Origin of the sequence: Novosphingobium sp. (assembly GCF_019748365.1) — a bacterium.
In the GTDB taxonomy this organism is placed as follows: domain Bacteria; phylum Pseudomonadota; class Alphaproteobacteria; order Sphingomonadales; family Sphingomonadaceae; genus Novosphingobium.
Window position 1 is genome coordinate 25414 of the sequence record NZ_JAIEPN010000005.1, and the last position, 15203, is coordinate 40616.

General features: G+C 66.7%; 18 protein-coding genes and 1 tRNA gene. 8 read left to right on the plus strand and 11 right to left on the minus strand.

Going from position 1 to position 15203, the window contains the following annotated elements:
* Window positions 1–19 precede the first annotated feature (19 nt).
* The gene (locus K5Q19_RS01460; protein WP_292940200.1) at window positions 20–511 is read left to right on the plus strand and encodes a TspO/MBR family protein; all 492 of its coding nucleotides are present in this window, start codon (window positions 20–22) and stop codon (window positions 509–511) included.
* Here the strand turns inward: K5Q19_RS01460 and K5Q19_RS01465 are convergent.
* The 6 genes from K5Q19_RS01465 to K5Q19_RS01490 form a co-directional block, all read right to left on the minus strand.
* On the minus strand, window positions 496–1431 hold the full coding sequence (locus K5Q19_RS01465; protein WP_292940326.1) for a bifunctional riboflavin kinase/FAD synthetase: 936 nt from the start codon (window positions 1429–1431) through the stop codon (window positions 496–498). The genes K5Q19_RS01460 and K5Q19_RS01465 overlap by 16 nt on opposite strands.
* Entirely contained in the window at window positions 1428–1916 is a 489-nt protein-coding gene (locus tag K5Q19_RS01470; protein WP_292940203.1) for a dihydrofolate reductase, read from the minus strand. The genes K5Q19_RS01465 and K5Q19_RS01470 overlap by 4 nt, the downstream gene beginning before the upstream one ends.
* On the minus strand, window positions 1917–2972 hold the full coding sequence (locus K5Q19_RS01475) for a 5-(carboxyamino)imidazole ribonucleotide synthase (RefSeq protein WP_292940205.1): 1056 nt from the start codon (window positions 2970–2972) through the stop codon (window positions 1917–1919).
* A gap of 4 nt (window positions 2973–2976) precedes the next feature.
* Entirely contained in the window at window positions 2977–3465 is a 489-nt protein-coding gene (purE, locus tag K5Q19_RS01480; protein WP_292940209.1) for a 5-(carboxyamino)imidazole ribonucleotide mutase, read from the minus strand.
* Window positions 3466–3495: 30 nt separating this feature from the next.
* On the minus strand, window positions 3496–4182 hold the full coding sequence (gene gpmA / locus K5Q19_RS01485) for a 2,3-diphosphoglycerate-dependent phosphoglycerate mutase (RefSeq protein WP_292940212.1): 687 nt from the start codon (window positions 4180–4182) through the stop codon (window positions 3496–3498).
* 91 nt (window positions 4183–4273) lie between these two features.
* Entirely contained in the window at window positions 4274–4420 is a 147-nt protein-coding gene (locus K5Q19_RS01490) for a hypothetical protein (RefSeq protein ID WP_292940215.1), read from the minus strand.
* A 139-nt stretch (window positions 4421–4559) separates the two neighbouring features.
* On the opposite strand from K5Q19_RS01490, the gene K5Q19_RS01495 reads away from it, so the two are divergent.
* The 3 genes from K5Q19_RS01495 (at window position 4560) to K5Q19_RS01505 (ending at window position 6559) form a co-directional block, all read left to right on the plus strand.
* Window positions 4560–4634 (plus strand) — tRNA-Thr (locus K5Q19_RS01495).
* Window positions 4635–4817: 183 nt separating this feature from the next.
* Window positions 4818–5870, plus strand: a complete 1053-nt coding sequence (locus K5Q19_RS01500; protein ID WP_292940218.1) for a hypothetical protein — start codon at window positions 4818–4820, stop codon at window positions 5868–5870.
* A 176-nt stretch (window positions 5871–6046) separates the two neighbouring features.
* A complete protein-coding gene (locus K5Q19_RS01505; protein WP_292940221.1) occupies window positions 6047–6559 on the plus strand; it encodes a TlpA disulfide reductase family protein in 513 nt (170 codons plus the stop codon).
* A gap of 12 nt (window positions 6560–6571) precedes the next feature.
* On the opposite strand, the gene K5Q19_RS01510 is transcribed toward K5Q19_RS01505, so the two are convergent.
* Window positions 6572–6862 (minus strand): GNAT family N-acetyltransferase, encoded by a 291-nt coding sequence (locus K5Q19_RS01510; RefSeq protein ID WP_292940224.1) that lies wholly within the window; start codon window positions 6860–6862, stop codon window positions 6572–6574.
* A 65-nt stretch (window positions 6863–6927) separates the two neighbouring features.
* On the opposite strand from K5Q19_RS01510, the gene K5Q19_RS01515 reads away from it, so the two are divergent.
* Both K5Q19_RS01515 and K5Q19_RS01520 read left to right on the plus strand, forming a co-directional pair.
* Complete coding sequence (locus K5Q19_RS01515; RefSeq protein WP_292940227.1) at window positions 6928–7944, plus strand: beta-eliminating lyase-related protein; 1017 nt, start codon at window positions 6928–6930, stop codon at window positions 7942–7944.
* A complete protein-coding gene (locus tag K5Q19_RS01520; RefSeq protein ID WP_292940230.1) occupies window positions 7941–8882 on the plus strand; it encodes an EamA family transporter in 942 nt (313 codons plus the stop codon). The genes K5Q19_RS01515 and K5Q19_RS01520 overlap by 4 nt, the downstream gene beginning before the upstream one ends.
* Here K5Q19_RS01520 and K5Q19_RS01525 read toward each other — a convergent pair.
* Window positions 8792–9637: an SDR family NAD(P)-dependent oxidoreductase gene (locus K5Q19_RS01525; protein ID WP_292940233.1), complete on the minus strand. Its 846-nt coding sequence runs from the start codon at window positions 9635–9637 to the stop codon at window positions 8792–8794. The two genes, K5Q19_RS01520 and K5Q19_RS01525, sit on opposite strands and share 91 nt — an antisense overlap.
* A gap of 157 nt (window positions 9638–9794) precedes the next feature.
* Between K5Q19_RS01525 and pepN the strand changes: the two genes are divergently transcribed.
* Together pepN and pgeF are read left to right on the plus strand one after the other, a co-directional pair.
* A complete protein-coding gene (pepN, locus tag K5Q19_RS01530) occupies window positions 9795–12416 on the plus strand; it encodes an aminopeptidase N (RefSeq protein WP_292940236.1) in 2622 nt (873 codons plus the stop codon).
* Window positions 12413–13177, plus strand: a complete 765-nt coding sequence (gene pgeF, locus K5Q19_RS01535; protein ID WP_292940239.1) for a peptidoglycan editing factor PgeF — start codon at window positions 12413–12415, stop codon at window positions 13175–13177. The genes pepN and pgeF overlap by 4 nt, the downstream gene beginning before the upstream one ends.
* Here pgeF and K5Q19_RS01540 read toward each other — a convergent pair.
* From K5Q19_RS01540 to galE, 3 genes are all read right to left on the minus strand, one after another.
* Entirely contained in the window at window positions 13169–13786 is a 618-nt protein-coding gene (locus K5Q19_RS01540; RefSeq protein ID WP_292940242.1) for an HAD family phosphatase, read from the minus strand. The two genes, pgeF and K5Q19_RS01540, sit on opposite strands and share 9 nt — an antisense overlap.
* A 110-nt stretch (window positions 13787–13896) precedes the next feature.
* Window positions 13897–14022 (minus strand): type B 50S ribosomal protein L36, encoded by a 126-nt coding sequence (gene ykgO / locus K5Q19_RS01545; protein WP_054122357.1) that lies wholly within the window; start codon window positions 14020–14022, stop codon window positions 13897–13899.
* An 83-nt stretch (window positions 14023–14105) separates the two neighbouring features.
* The gene (gene galE / locus K5Q19_RS01550; protein ID WP_292940245.1) at window positions 14106–15110 is read right to left on the minus strand and encodes a UDP-glucose 4-epimerase GalE; all 1005 of its coding nucleotides are present in this window, start codon (window positions 15108–15110) and stop codon (window positions 14106–14108) included.
* Window positions 15111–15203 lie beyond the last annotated feature (93 nt).

Here is a 15203-nt window from a genome sequence, read left to right on the forward strand (position 1 = left end):
ATCCCCGAAGGAACCCGACATGCCCGCCCCCGATCTCAGCACCGCATTCCTCAGGGCCGAAGGGCGCGGCGCATTGGCCCTGAATGTCGCGGTCCTGATCGCGGCCACCATCGCGATCAACGGCTTCCTTTTCGCCATCGGCTGGGCGACACCCAGCGGGCGGCAGATGCCGATGATCCCGCCCGGTGCCGTCGTCGGCCTGATCTGGACCGTGCTGCTCGGCCTGATGGGCGCATCGCGCTGGGTCTATGTGCGCGGCAGCGGCGATTCCGGCTGGCGTTCATGGACGCCCTTCGCCCTCGCCGCTTTGTGCATAGCCTATCCGTTCTACACGAGCGGCCTGCAGCGCAACCAGGCCGCGTTCTGGGGCACGGTCGTCACGTTGATCGTCGCGGTCGCTGTCATGTTCATCATGCGCGGGCGCGAATCCCGCGCGCCATGGCTGATCGTGCCGACCGCGTTCTGGGGCGGCTACGTGCTCAGCGTGATGATCGCCTACCCGCCGATGTGAGCGAGCAGCCGCCGCGCCTCGTCGCAATCGCGCCCCATCTGCGCCACCAGCGCGTCGAGGCCGTCAAACTTCGCCTCGCCGCGCAGGAAGTGGTGGAAGGCCACTTCGATCTCCTGCCCATAGAGATCGCCCGAGAAATCGAAGAAATGCGGCTCGAGCAGTTCCTTGGGCGGATCGAAGGTCGGACGGATGCCGATGTTCGCGGCGCCTTTCAGCACCCGGCCATCCGGCAGGCGCCCCGTCACCGAATAGATGCCGTAGCGCGGCCTGAGGTAGGTGCCGATATCCAGATTGGCGGTCGGGAAATTGATCGTCCGCCCCACCTTGTCGCCGTGCTGTACCGGGCCTTTGATGGCGAAGGGCCGCGTCAGCAGCCGCGCGGCTTCCTGCGGATCGCCCGCAATCAGCGCCTCACGAATGCGGCTGGAGGAGACGACTTCGCCATCGAGCAGCACCGGCCCGACCGCGCGCGTCTGCAGCCCGACTTCAGCCCCCACTTCGCGCAGCACAGAGATGTTGCCACCGCGCGCCCGGCCGAAGGTGAAGTCCTCGCCCGTTACCACCGCCGCTGCGCCCAGCCGCTCGGCCAAGAGATCGCGCACGAAGGAGTCCGCCGTCGTCGCCGCCAGCGCGCCATCGAAGGCGAACACCAGCATGGCATCCGCCCCGGCCGCGGTGAACAGCGCCTCGCGCTGGTCCAGCGTGGTCAGGCGGAACGGCGGCGCATCGGGCTTGAAGTGGCGCACCGGATGCGGATCGAACGTCGCGATGATCGCCGGCCGCCCCATCTCGCGCGCCCAGCGCACCGCCTCGCCCGCCACGGCCTGATGGCCAAGGTGAAACCCGTCGAAATTGCCCAGCGCGATGACAGCACCGCGCAGCGCCTCGGGCATGGGCTCGCTGGCATGGAGGCGCATCAGGCCGCCCCCCGCACGAACGTCACGAAATCATGCGCAGGATAGGCGCCGTCAGCCGGAAAGCTCTCCCGCGCCGTCTCGCGCCACGGCGCCGAGGGATAGGGCAGCACCGTATCCCCGGCGTAGTCACCGTGCACCTCGGTCAACTCGTAGCGCTGCGCCAGCCCTTCGAACTGCGCCAGCACATCAGCCCCGCCGATCACCGCCACCTCGCCGTCCCCCGCAAGCGCCAGCGCGCCTGCCACATCGTGCGCCACTTCGGCCCCCGGTGCGGACCAGCCGGTATCGCGCGTCAGCACGATATGCCGCCGCCCCGGCAGCAGCCCCGGCAGCGAGGCAAAGGTCTTGCGCCCCATGATCATCGGCCGGCCCATGGTCAGAGCCTTGAAGTGCTTGAGATCATTGGGCAATTTCCACGGGAGGGTGCCCTTGTCGCCAATCGTTCCATCGCTCGCACGTGCAATGATCAAGAAGATAGACCCCGCCATCTACAGCACCAGCCGCGTCACATGGCCCATCTTGCGCCCTGGCCGCACCGCCGCCTTGCCGTAGAGGTGCAAGTGGTTGGCGGGGTCGGAAAGGATCGCCGGCCAGTCATGCGCCTCGTCACCGATCAGGTTGTCCATCACCACGCCCGCCGCGCACAGATCGGTCGAACCCAGCGGCAGCCCGCAGATCGCGCGCACATGGTTCTCGAACTGCGAGGTGAGCGCGCCCTCGATGGTCCAGTGCCCCGAATTGTGCACGCGGGGCGCCATTTCGTTGAACACCGGGCCTTCGGCGGTGGCGAAGAACTCCAGGGTCAACACACCGACATGGCCCAACGCATCCGCAACCTGTTTCGCCAGCGCGCGAGCCGCGCCAACCTGCGCCCTCACCATGTCACCCGCCGGCACCACCGACTGGCTCAGAATGCCCGCCTTGTGCCCGTTCTGCGCCGAATCCCAAAAGCGCACGTCGCCATCCGCCCCGCGCACGAGGATCACCGAAAACTCGGCATCGAATGCCACGAAGCCTTCGTAGACGAGCGGCACACCGGGCAGCTCCAGCGCCTCGGCATCAGCCGGCGTCATGATGCGCCATTGGCCCTTGCCGTCATAGCCATCGCGCCGGGTCTTCAGAATGCCGGGGGTGCCAATCTTGGCAATCGCCGCTGCCAGATCCTCGGCGCTGTCTACCTTGGCCCAGGGCGCCGGACGTCCGCCCAACGCCTCGACAAAGCGCTTCTCCGCCGCGCGGTCCTGCGCCACTTCCAGCGAGCGCGTTCCCGGATGCAGCGCCACATCCCCCAGCGCGGCAAGTGGCGCGACCGGCACGTTCTCGAACTCGTAAGTCACCACCGCGCAGCTCTTGCCGAAAGCGGCGAGCGCCTCGGCATCATACCATCCCGCGCACGTGAACCCCGCGCAGACATCCGCCGCGATCGAATCCGTCTCGGGCGCATAGACATGGCAGCGATAGCCGAGGTTCGCCGCCGCAAGCGCGATCATCCGGCCGAGCTGGCCGCCGCCGAGGATGCCGATGGTCTCGCCCGGTGTGATCATCTGCCTAGACCGGCCTTTCCGCAACCGACGCGGTCTGCGCCTCACGCCACGCCACCAGCCGCTCGCTGAGCGCGGGATCGTTCAGCGCGAGGATCGAGGCCGTCAGCAGCGCCGCATTGGTCGCCCCTGCCGCGCCGATGGCGAGGGTGCCGACCGGAATGCCGCCCGGCATCTGCACGATCGAGAGCAGGCTATCCATGCCCTTCAGCGCCTTGGACTGCACCGGCACGCCCAGCACCGGCAGATGTGTCATCGATGCAATCATGCCCGGCAGGTGCGCCGCGCCGCCTGCGCCTGCGATGATCACCTGAATGCCTTCCGCCGCCGCGCCCTTGGCAAAGGCCACCAGCCGATCCGGCGTGCGGTGCGCGGAGACGATGCGGCATTCATGCGCAATGCCCAGCTTTTCGAGCACGGCGGCGCCGTTCTGCATGGTCTCCCAGTCAGACTGGCTGCCCATGACGATAGCGACTTTTGCCGCGCCTTCAGTCATCCCCTCACATCCCCTCTCGTCCGAAGCGGCTCAGCGCTCCGAAAGGTAGTAGCGCTCGATCTCGGCAAGGTTGTCGTCGAGCTCATAGACAATCGGTTGCCCGGTCGGAATCTCGAGCCCGGTGATATCGGCGTCCGAAATGCCCGAAAGGTGCTTCACCAGCGCGCGCAGCGAATTGCCGTGGGCGGAGACCAGCACTGTCTCGCCGCTGCGCAGCGCCGGGGCGATCTTCTCGTCCCAGCACGGCAGCACGCGGGCGATCGTGTCCTTGAGGCTCTCGGTGTTCGGCACATCGATCCCGGCATAGCGCGGGTCGCTGGCGAGATCGAACTCGCTCCCCGCTTCCAGCGGCGGCGGCGGAATATCGAAGCTGCGGCGCCACACCTTGACCTGCTCGTCACCGTGCTTGGCCGCGGTCTCCGCCTTGTCGAGCCCGGTGAGGCCGCCATAGTGCCGCTCGTTGAGCCGCCAGTCCTTGTCCTCGGGGATCCAGATGCGGCCCGCCGCTTCCAGCGCCAGATGCAGCGTCTTGATCGCGCGCTTCTGCAGCGAGGTGAACGCTGTCGTCGGCAGGATGCCCTTGGCCTTGAGCAGTTCGCCCGCAGCAAAGGCCTCTGCCGCGCCCTTCTCGGTCACGTCCACATCCCACCAGCCGGTGAAGCGGTTTTCGAGGTTCCACTGCGACTGGCCGTGGCGGATCAGGATCAGGCGGGGCATCGTCGTCCTTCGCAAGCTGCGGATGAAACAAGGCGGCGGACCTAGCGCCCGCCTGCGCATTTGGGAAGGGGCGCTTTGGCGCAGCCAAGCACTACCTTGGCTGCAGCTCTTCCCCCATCGCATCGAGCGCCCTCGCCTGCGCTTTCCGGCGCCGCAGGTTCTCGCGCAGCCGCTGCGCCAGCCGCTCCTCGCGGGTCAGCGCGGGTTTGTCTTCGGATGCGGGGGTCTTGTCGGTCATCGCCGCCGTCTCTGCCGCGCCAAGGCAAAGCCTGCAAGCCTGTCCTTGACAAACGCATGCCCCACCGCCAAAGCGCGCGCCTGCCTGCCCCGGGATTGCCGGATGTGGGCACCAGCTGTGATGCTGGCGGAAATGGTGTGCTGCTGTAGCTCAGTGGTAGAGCGCATCCTTGGTAAGGCTGAGGTCGGGAGTTCAATCCTCCCCAGCAGCACCATTTCCCCCCTCCCGCCAATCCTGTCCCGCTTGCAGCGCGGCTTTGCGCGTGCTCTGCGTGCGGCCGCCTTGCGCCCCGGTTTGGTGAACGCCGGATCAATGCCATTTCCTAATTTTTCGTAAGTTTTCCTCTCCGTATTGGTTTGTCTGCGGCGCGGAGATACGAACATAGGGAACCAAAAAAGTGGCAAATCCTGCAACCACGCTCACCTTCGATTCGCTGGCGCTTGGCGAAGGCGGTGAAACCCGCCTTGCGAATGGATACGGCGGTTTCAACTGGCTTCAGGCCGGCGTCTACAATCCCGATGGCGCGATCCCCGGCTATGTCGCCAGCTCCGGCCAGAACATCCTTTTCATTGCAGAGGCCGCGAACAACGAAGTCGGCGGGTATGACGATGCTGCCGCGGGCAGCGCCCTTGTGATGAGCCGCGAGCAGCCCTTCACGCTCGATACGATCGAGCTGTCCTCGGCCTTCCGCGATGGTCTCGTCGTCACCATCCGCGCCTATGCCGATCAGGCCGGCACGATCCTCATCGGCGAAAAGACGGTGACCGTGGATATCGCTGCGCAGAGCCTCGTCAGCTTTGCCGATGGCCTCGATTTCGGCACTTTCTCCGGCGCCACCCGCATCGAGTTCAATGCCAACGACAACGATGCGGCGACGCGCGACTATTTCGGTATCGACAACCTCACCTTCCACGATACTCCGCCTACGGTAACGCTCGATTTCGATGACATCGTGCTCGCGCCGGGCGGGGAAACCGTCCTCGGCACCTACCAGGGCTTCACCTTCTCACAGGCCGGGGCCTATCATGTCGATGGCGGCCTGCCCGGCTACGCGGCCGCCTCGGGCACCAACATCGGCTTCATTGCCGAGGCGAACAACTTCGAAGTCGCCGGCTATGAAGGACAGGCCGCCGGCGCCCCGGTGGTGATCACCAACGCGGACGCATTCGATTTCCTCGGCGGCGCGTTCTCCGCAGCGTTCCGCGATGGCGTCGCGGTCACCATTCGCGGCTATTCGGATGCAGACGGGTTCAACCTCGTCGCCGAAGAGACGATCATCGTGGGCAGCGGCTCCGCGCAGGCCGTCAGCTTCGATACCTTCGATGGCCTCCAGCGCCTCGAATTCTCGACCAACGATGGCAATGCGGCGACCAACGATTACGTCGGCTTCGACAATCTGCTGTTCCGCGCGGCTGATGTTGCTGCGCCGGGCGAGGGCATCCTGATCTGACGCAATGGTCCCTCCTCCCGGGGCCAACTCCGGGGGGAGGGACCACCTATCGCATCCGGTTTGGCACGTTTGCCCTGTCGGCCCTTGCGTCGGCAGGGCAGCGGAGTCAGACCCGCTCATCGGGGGGCGGGCAAAGCGCTCCTCGATGCTTGGGGGAGACCGCGATGAAGGCAACCATGGCCCGCCAAGGCCGGCTCGCATTGCTGGCCATAGCGGCGGCTGCCTGCATGGGCGCAGCCAAGCCGCAAGTCGGCGAGCCTGCTCCTCCCCTTGAAATGACGATGGTCGATGGCACGAAGATCACGCTCGCCCAGTTGCGCGGGCAGGTCGTCGTGCTCAATTTCTGGGCGACCTGGTGCGGCCCCTGCAAGACCGAATTGCCGCTGCTAGACGCCTACTATGTCGCCCAACGCCAGCATGGCCTGCGCGTATTTGCCGTGACCACCGAAAGCTCGGTCCCGATCAGCCAACTGAAGAAGCTCTTCGCTGTCCTGCGCCTCACCCCGCTGCGGTCGATCAAGGGCAAATACGCCCCGATCAACAATTCGATCCCGACCAACTATGTCTTCGACCGGTCTGGCCGCCTGCGGTTTGCCAAGGCCGGCGCTCTCGATCTGGATGACCTCAACAACGAACTGGTCCCGCTGCTGCGCGAACCGGCCCCGGCAGACGTGCCCGCGCCGACCTGAAGGCGCTGCAGCTCACGCCAGCAGGTCCGCCCACTCCGGATGGCGCCGGAACGCCGCGGCTACGTAGCTGCATTCGGGCACGATCTTCCAGCCCTGCGCCCGTGCATCGGCGATCAGCGCCTCGACCAGCTTTCCGGCGATCCCGCGCCCGCCGATCTCGGTCGGCACCAGCGCGTGTTCAGCCGTCAACACATCGCCGTGGCGCACCCAGGTCAGGCGGCCTATGACGGGGCTATCCGCCACGCGGGCCTGGTATTCGCCTTCGGCGCCGTGATCGATCAAGGTGATGGCGGGGTCGTCCATAGCTTTTGGCCTCCCAAGGTATGCTCCCTTTCCCGGGCGTGCCATGCCGGTTAAGGGGTGCGGCCATGAAGTTCTTCTCCGACAACGCCGCCCCTGTCCACCCCCGCATCTGGGCCGCGATGCGAACCGCCGACTTGGCCGACACGGCCTATGATGGCGATGCCCTTTCGGCGCGGCTCGACGCCGCCTTCAGCGAACTCTTCGGCGTCCCCTGCGCCGCGCTATGGGTGGCGACAGGCACCGCCGGCAATTGCCTGGCGCTTTCCGCCATGGTCCCGCCGCACGGCGGCGTCGTCTGCCACCGCGAGGCGCATATCGAGATGGACGAAGGCGGCGCGCCCGGCTTTTTCCTGCACGGCGCGAAGCTCCTGCTGGCGGAGGGTGAGGGCGCCAAACTCACGCCCGATACCATCCGCGCCGTGCTCGATGCGATCCGCCCCGGCGTCCATCAGGTCCAGCCGCATGCGATCTCGATCACGCAGGCCACCGAATGCGGCCGCGTCTATACCTCCGGCGAAGTCGCGGAGATCAGCGCTCTGGCGAAAGAGCGCGGGCTTGGCCTGCACATGGACGGCGCGCGTTTTGCCAATGCTGTCGCGCACCTCGGTTGCCCGCCGGCGGATGTCACCGTGAACGCCGGGGTCGATGCGCTCACCTTCGGATGCGTCAAGAACGGCGGCATGAGCGCGGAAGCCATCGTGTTCTTCGCGCCCGATCTGGTCGATGTCGTCCGCTTTTCCCGCAAGCGCGCCGGGCACCTGCAATCGAAGGGCCGCTACCTTGCCGCACAGATCCTCGCGATGATCGAGGATGGCCTCTGGCTCGAGAACGCCCGCATCGCCAATGCCGCCGCGCGCGAAATTGCCGCCGCCTGCGGGGACCGCCTGATCCACTCGGTCGAAGCGAACGAGGTCTTCGTGATCCTCGCCCCCGCCGAGCAGGCCGCCTTGCGCGCGCAGGGCTTCGATTTCTACGACTGGGCCGCCCCTGCAGGCGCCCCCGGCGCCGCGCGCCTCGTCACCGCATGGAGCAGCCCGGCCCACGAAGTGGAAGCGCTCGCCCGCGCCATCGCGGCGCTATGAGCGTTGATCATCAGACAAGCGGCGAGGCGAGCTTCCTCGAGCCCCGCATCCTCGCCCCGTTCCTGATCACGGCGCTGATCTGGGGCTCGACCTGGATCGCGATAAAGTACCAGTTGGGCGATGTGCCGCCGAGCTGGTCGGTCACCTGGCGCTTCACCGGCGCGGCCATCGGCATGTTCGTGTTCGCCGCGTTCAAGCGCCTGCCGCTGGTGCCGGACCGCAAGGGCCTGATCGTGGCGGCGGTGATGGGCTGCAGCGTGTTCAGCCTCAACTTCCAGTTCGTCTACCGCTCCGAGCAGTATATCACCTCGGGCCTCGTCGCGGTGCTGTTTGCACTGCTGCTGGTGCCCAACACGATCCTGGCCCGCCTGTTCCTCGGCCAGCGGATCACGCGCGGCTTCCTGCTCGGCACGGCCATCGCGCTCGCTGGCATCGCGCTGCTCATGCTGCACGAATACCGCATCGCGCTCGCCCAGAATGCCGTGATGGGTTCCAAGGTGATCATCGGCGGGCTGATGGTGATGATCGCGCTGATGTTCGCCTCCGTCGGCAACGTCGTGCAGGCAAGCCCGATGGCGCGCGGCCAGTCGGTGCCGACGCTGCTAGCCTGGGCCATGATGATCGGTGCGACGGTCGACGGCACGATCGCGTGGATCATCTCCGGCCCGCCGCAGTTCGACTTCACTCTGGCCTATGCCGGCGGCGCCGCATATCTCGCCATCGTCGGCACGGTCGTCACCTTCCCGATGTATAACGGCCTGCTCCGCGCGCTCGGTCCCGGCCGGGCCGCTTATAACGGCGTGCTGGTCCCCGTGGTCGCGATGCTGATCTCGACGGCGTTCGAAGGCTATCGCTGGTCGCTGCTCGCCGGTTCCGGCGCGGCACTCGCGATGATCGGGCTGGTCGTGGCGTTGAGAGCGCGCAGCCCCTCGCGGTAGGTCGGGTAGCGCGGCTGCCAGCCCAGCACGCGCTTGGCCTTGCCGTTCGCGATCCGCCGGTTCTCGGCATAGAACGCCAGCGCCATGGGCGAGAGCGCGGCTTCCTTCAGCGTCTGCAGCGGCGGCGGGGTGACCCCCAGCAACCGCGCGGCTTCCTCGATCACCGCGTTCTGGCTCGAAGGCTCATCGTCACCAAGGTTGTAGACGCCCGCAGGCCCCGCCATCCCGGCAATCACGCCGCTGGCAATGTCCTCGACATGCACGCGGCTGAACACTTGTCCTTCGAGCGCGATGCGCTTGGCGTGGCCCTCGCGCACCCGGTCAAGCGCGCTGCGTCCGGGGCCATAGATCCCCGGCAGCCGAAACACCCGCGCCCGCTGGCCCAACTCTTGCCATGCGAGGTCCGCCGCCGTCCTTGCCGAGCGCCGCCCGGTGCCGACTTCGGCGGTTTCATCCACCCACGCCCCGCCGACATCGCCATAGACGCCGGTCGAGGAAAGGTACCCGATCCATTGGGCCGGCGCCGCCGCCAGGGCCTCGCCATACGTCTCGAGCACCGGATCACCGCCCTCGCGCGCCGGCGGAACCGATGACAGCACGTGGGTCGCCTCGGCCAGCGCGGCGAGCACCGGCTCGCGGTCGTAGAACCGCAAATCCCCCTCGCGCCCCGTGCCAACAACCTCCCAGCCCGCCGCGCGCAGCCGAGCCGCGATCACCTGCGAGGTATAGCCCATGCCGAAGATGAGCAGCTTCATCGTCTTCCCTTGCATCACCGTGCGCACCTGCGCCCTTGGCATCTCGCCATGGGTGCGACCCGCCCGTGCCGCCGTCAAGCACCCACGCTCCCATGAAGTTTTTCCGGCCCGCCGATTTTGCGTTTCGGATTGCGGCGGCGCTCCCTACATTGGCCGGATGAACGATCTGTCCAGCACCCCCGCCGTCCCCTCCCCCGTCATCCAGCGCGCGGACTACCGCCCGCCCGAGTGGCTGGTGCCGGAAATTGCGCTCGATTTCGCACTCTCGCTCACTGCCACCCGCGTGCGCGCCGATCTGGTGGTGGAGCGCAATGGCGCGGCGCGCGGCCCTCTGCGGCTTGATGGTGATGGCATCACGGCCAAGACGGTGCTGGTCGATGGCGCAGCGCACAACGATTGGCGCATGGACGGCAGCCAGCTTGTGATCGACCTGCCGGGGGACCGCCACAAGGTCACCATCGAGACCGAGATTGATCCCGCCGCGAATACCCAGCTGTCCGGGCTCTATGCCTCGAATGGCATGCTCTGCACCCAGTGCGAGGCCGAAGGCTTCCGCCGCATCACCTTCTTCCCCGACCGGCCCGACGTGCTGAGCGTCTATTCGGTGCGGATGACCGGCGACAAGGCGGCCTTCCCGGTCCTCCTCTCGAACGGCAACCCCGTCGCCTCGGGTGAGGATGCCGACGGCACCCACTGGGCCGAATGGCACGATCCCTGGCCAAAGCCGTCCTATCTCTTCGCGCTCGTTGCGGGCGATCTCGTCGCCTCGCGCGATACCTTCACCACCCGCTCGGGCCGCCGCGTCGATCTCGCCATCTACGTCCGCGCTGGCGACGAGACGCGCACCGGGCACGCGATGAAGGCGCTGATCGATTCGATGCGCTGGGACGAGGAAGTCTATGGCCGCGAGTATGATCTCGACTTGTTCAACATCGTCGCCGTCGCCGATTTCAACGCCGGTGCGATGGAGAACAAGGGCCTCAACGTCTTCAATACGCGCTACATTCTCGCGGACCCGGAAACCGCGACCGACGGCGATTATGACGCGATCGAGGGCGTCGTGGCGCACGAATACTTCCACAACTGGTCGGGCAACCGCGTCACCTGCCGCGACTGGTTCCAGTTGAGCCTCAAGGAAGGCTTTACCGTGCTGCGCGATCAGCAGTTCAGCGCCGACATGGGCTCGGCCCCGGTCAAGCGGATCGAGGATGTGCGCGTGCTGCGCGCCGCCCAGTTCCCTGAGGATTCGGGCCCGCTCGCGCACCCGATCCGCCCGGATTCCTATCAGGAAATCAGCAATTTCTACACCGCGACCGTCTACAACAAGGGCGCCGAGGTGATCCGCATGATGACAGTGCTGGCGGGCCCCGAACGCTTCCGCGCCGGCACCGATCTCTACTTCGATCGCCATGACGGCGAGGCGGCAACTTGCGAGGATTTCGTCCGCGCGATCGAGGACGGCGCCGGGCTCGACCTCAAGCAGTTCCGCCGCTGGTACGAACAGGCCGGCACCCCGCGCGTGACCGCCACGCTGACCCACGCCGGCGATACCGCCACGCTCACGCTTGGCCAGACCGTCCCCGCCACGCCTGGCCAGCCGGACAAGCAGCCGATGGTCATCCCGCTGCGCACCGCGCTGTTCGACCGCGCGACCGGGAAACACGCGGGAGAACATTTGCTTGTCCTGACTGAAGCTGAACAGAGCTTTAGGTTTGAGGGCTTTGCCGCGCTGCCGGTCCTGTCGATCAACCGTGGTTTCTCGGCCCCGGTGGCCATCGACACCGCCGTGACGACCGCCGATCTCGTCTTCCTCGCCGCGCACGATGATGATCCCTTCGCGCGCTACGAGGCGATGCAGCAGCTCATGGTCCGCCACCTCGTCGCGGCTGTCTCGGGCGAACTGACCGACACCGCCCGCGCCGAAGGCCTTGCCGCGATCCGCGATGTCTACGCCGCCGTGCTGGCCGACACAGCGCTCGATGATCTGATGCGCGGCGAGCTGCTGATCCTGCCCGGCGAAGGCTACATCGCCGAGCAGATCGCGCAGGCCGATCCCTCGCGCATCCATGCCGAGCGCGAGGCGCTGAAGCGCTGGCTCGGCAGCGAGCTGGCCGCGCAGTGGCACGCGCTGCATGATCGCTGCACCGCCGTGCCCTACAGCCTCGAAGCCGCAGCCCGCGGCGCGCGCAAACTGAAGACACAGGCGTTGGTTTACCTCGCCGCGAGCGACCCCGCCGAAGCCGCCCGCCGCGCCAAGGCGCAATACGACGCGGCGGACAACATGACCGACCGGCAAGGGGCGCTGATGGTCCTTGCCGGGATCGGCGCTGCGACATGCGACGAAGCCCGCCAAGCCGCGCTCGCCGATTTCCACGCCCGCTTTGCCGGCAATGCGCTGGTGATCGACAAGTGGTTCTCGATTCAGGCCGGCGCACTCCATCCCGATACGCTGGCGCATGTCACCGCGCTCGCCGATCACCCGGACTTTACCCTGACCAACCCAAACCGCGTGCGCGCGCTCTATATGGCGTTCGCTGCCAATCCGCAGGCGTTCCATGCGGCCAGCGGCGCAGGCTACAAGATGATCGCGGACCTCATCCTCAAGCTCGATCCGATCAACGGCAATGTCGCAGCGCGCTTCGTCCCCCCGCTCGGCCGCTGGCGCCGCATCGAACCGGCCCGCGCCGCACTGATGCGGGCCGAACTCGAACGCATCGCCGCCGCCCCCGGCCTTTCGCGCGATGTGCGCGAGCAGGTCAGCAAGAGTCTGGACGGATGACAGAAGCGCCCGAAGCCCTGACCCACCCGGCGCTCGCCGGCGCGGCGCACGGCTTCCTCGGCCGGCGCGGCGGGGTGAGCACTGGCCTCCACGCCGGGCTCAACGTCAGCTACAGCGAGGATGACCCCGACCACACCGCCGAAAACCGCCGCCGCGCAAGGGACGCGGTGCTGCCGGGAGCGCGGCTCCTCACTTGCTTCCAGATCCATTCGCCCGATGTGGTGACCGTCACCGCGCCGTGGGACGATGCCGACCGCCCCAGGGCTGATGCACTGGTTACCCGGGAGCCCGGCCTGCTCATCGGCGTGCTCACCGCCGATTGCGCGCCAGTGCTGTTCCATGACCCCGCAGCCGGCGTGATCGGTGCCGCCCACGCGGGGTGGAAGGGCGCCATCGGCGGCGTGACCGACCGGACGGTCGAGGCCATGGAAGCGCTCGGCGCAGACCGCGCGCGCATCGCCGCCGTGGTCGGCCCCTGCATTGCGCAGAAGAGTTACGAAGTGGACGCCGCCTTCGAGGCACGCTTCACCGCCGAAGAAGAAGCCAACGCGCGTTTCTTCAAGGCGGGCCGCGCCGGGCACAGCTGGTTCGATCTCGAAGGCTATGTCGCCGCGCGCCTCGCGGCCTTTGGTATCGGCACTGTCGGCATGCTGGGCGAGGACACCTACGCGCAGGCCGATCGCTTCTACTCGTTCCGCCGCTCCACCCATTCCGGGGAAGCAGGCTATGGGCGGCAGATCTCGCTGATCGGACTAGGCTAGCAGCCCCAGCCCCCGCAGATCCGCCTCCAGCGCAGCCGCGCCGCGTGTGAAGTGATGAACATTCCAGCCCAGCGCCCCGGCGGTTGCGATGTTCGCCGGGTTGTCGTCGATGAACAGCATCCGCTCCGGCGCGTGGCCAAAGCGCTGCGCGGCAAGATGGAAGATTGCCGGATCGGGCTTGATCAACCGTTCCACACCGCTCACCACCACATCGCCCATGTGATCGAGCACAGGGAAAGTGGGGCGGAACATGGCCCAGGTATCTGCGCCGAAATTGGTGATCGAAAACTGCGGCACACCCCTCGCAGCCAGCGCCTCGACCAGGGCAGGCGTGCCATCGATCGGCCCCGGGATCGTATCCAGCCAGCGCGGGGCATAGGCTTCGATCAGCGCACGGTGCTCGGGAAATTCGGTCACTTTCTCCGCGATGAGGTCCGCCAGTGGCTCGCCGGCATCGTGCCGGAAGTGCCACGGCAGTGTGGTCACGTGGGTGAGGAACCAGTCCAGTTCAGCCGGATCGTCGATCAGCTTCTCGTACAGATGGCGGATCGACCACTGCACCAGCACATGGCCAATATCCCAGACGACGGCTTCGACCGCATCACTCACGCGGCTCATTCCTTCCGCACATGCAAAAAGCCTCCGCGGGTGGCGGAGGCCTTGAGCCGGTTCAAGACCGCTTGATCACAATGCGCCCCGCCGCAGCGGAGTGCGCGGGATCAGCCCTGACGCGCCTTGAAGCGCTTCTGGGTCTTGTTGATGACGTAGGTGCGGCCGCGGCGACGGATCACGCGGTTGTCCCGGTGACGATCCTTGAGCGACTTCAGGCTGTTGCGAATCTTCATGGCGAATCCTTATGCCCGAGCCGACCGGGCCGAAATTGGAACGCGGCGGTTATGCGCGCCCTGCGCGAAAGTCAACCGTCCGCTCAGCCCTCGCCGCGGATCTCGGTCAGTTTCCGCTCCCAGGCGAGCGCGTGGCTCACGATCACGTCGAGATCGGCATACTTCGGCACCCACGGCAGCGTCGCCTTGATGCGCCGGTTGTCCGAAATCAGCGAATCGGGATCGCCCGCGCGGCGGCCTTCCAGCTTGCGTTCGATCTTGCGGTTGGTCACCCGGTCGACCGCATCGAGCACTTCAAGCACCGAGAAGCCCTGACCATAACCGCAGTTCATCGTCAGCGAGCGCTGCGGCTCGGCAATCAGCGCCTCCAGCGCCAGAACATGCGCGGCGGCCAGATCGGAGACATGGATATAGTCGCGCACCCCAGTCCCGTCGGGCGTGTCGAAATCGGTGCCGAACACGCCGACATGGCTGCGCTTGCCGAGTGCGGCTTCCACCGCCACCTTGATCAGGTGCGTCGCCCCGGCGGTCGACTGGCCCGTCCGCGCCTCGGGGTCCGCACCCGCCACATTGAAGTAGCGCAGCGCGCAATAGTTGATCGGATGCGCCCGCGCGGTGTCCGCCAGCATGGTCTCGGTCATCAGCTTCGACATGCCATAGGGATTGATCGGCGACTTGGGGCTGTCCTCCGTCACCGGCGAAACCTCCGGAATGCCATAAGTCGCCGCGGTCGAGGAAAAGATGAAATGCTTGACCCCCGCCTCCACCGCCGCCGCGATCAGCGCGCGGCTCTTGGCGGTGTTGTTGTGATAGTATTTCAGCGGGTCCTCGACCGATTCCGGCACGATGATCGACCCGGCGAAATGCATCACCGCACCGATTTTCTGTTCGGCAAAGATCCGCGCCAGCAGCGCGCCATCCTCGATATCGCCTTCGTAAAGCGGCACGCCATCGGGGATCGCGAAACGGAAGCCGGTGGTCAGGTTGTCGATCACCGCGACCGGCCAAACCGCATCCTTCAGCGCCAGCACCGCATGGCTGCCGATGTAGCCGGCGCCGCCGGTAACGAGAACGGGAACCTTGGCCATCCGAATCACTCTCCCAGGTAATTGCTGCAATGCAGTAGCAGGCTCCCCTTGCGTTGGAATCGACAAACGAACCGTTCATGCGCAAGACAGCAC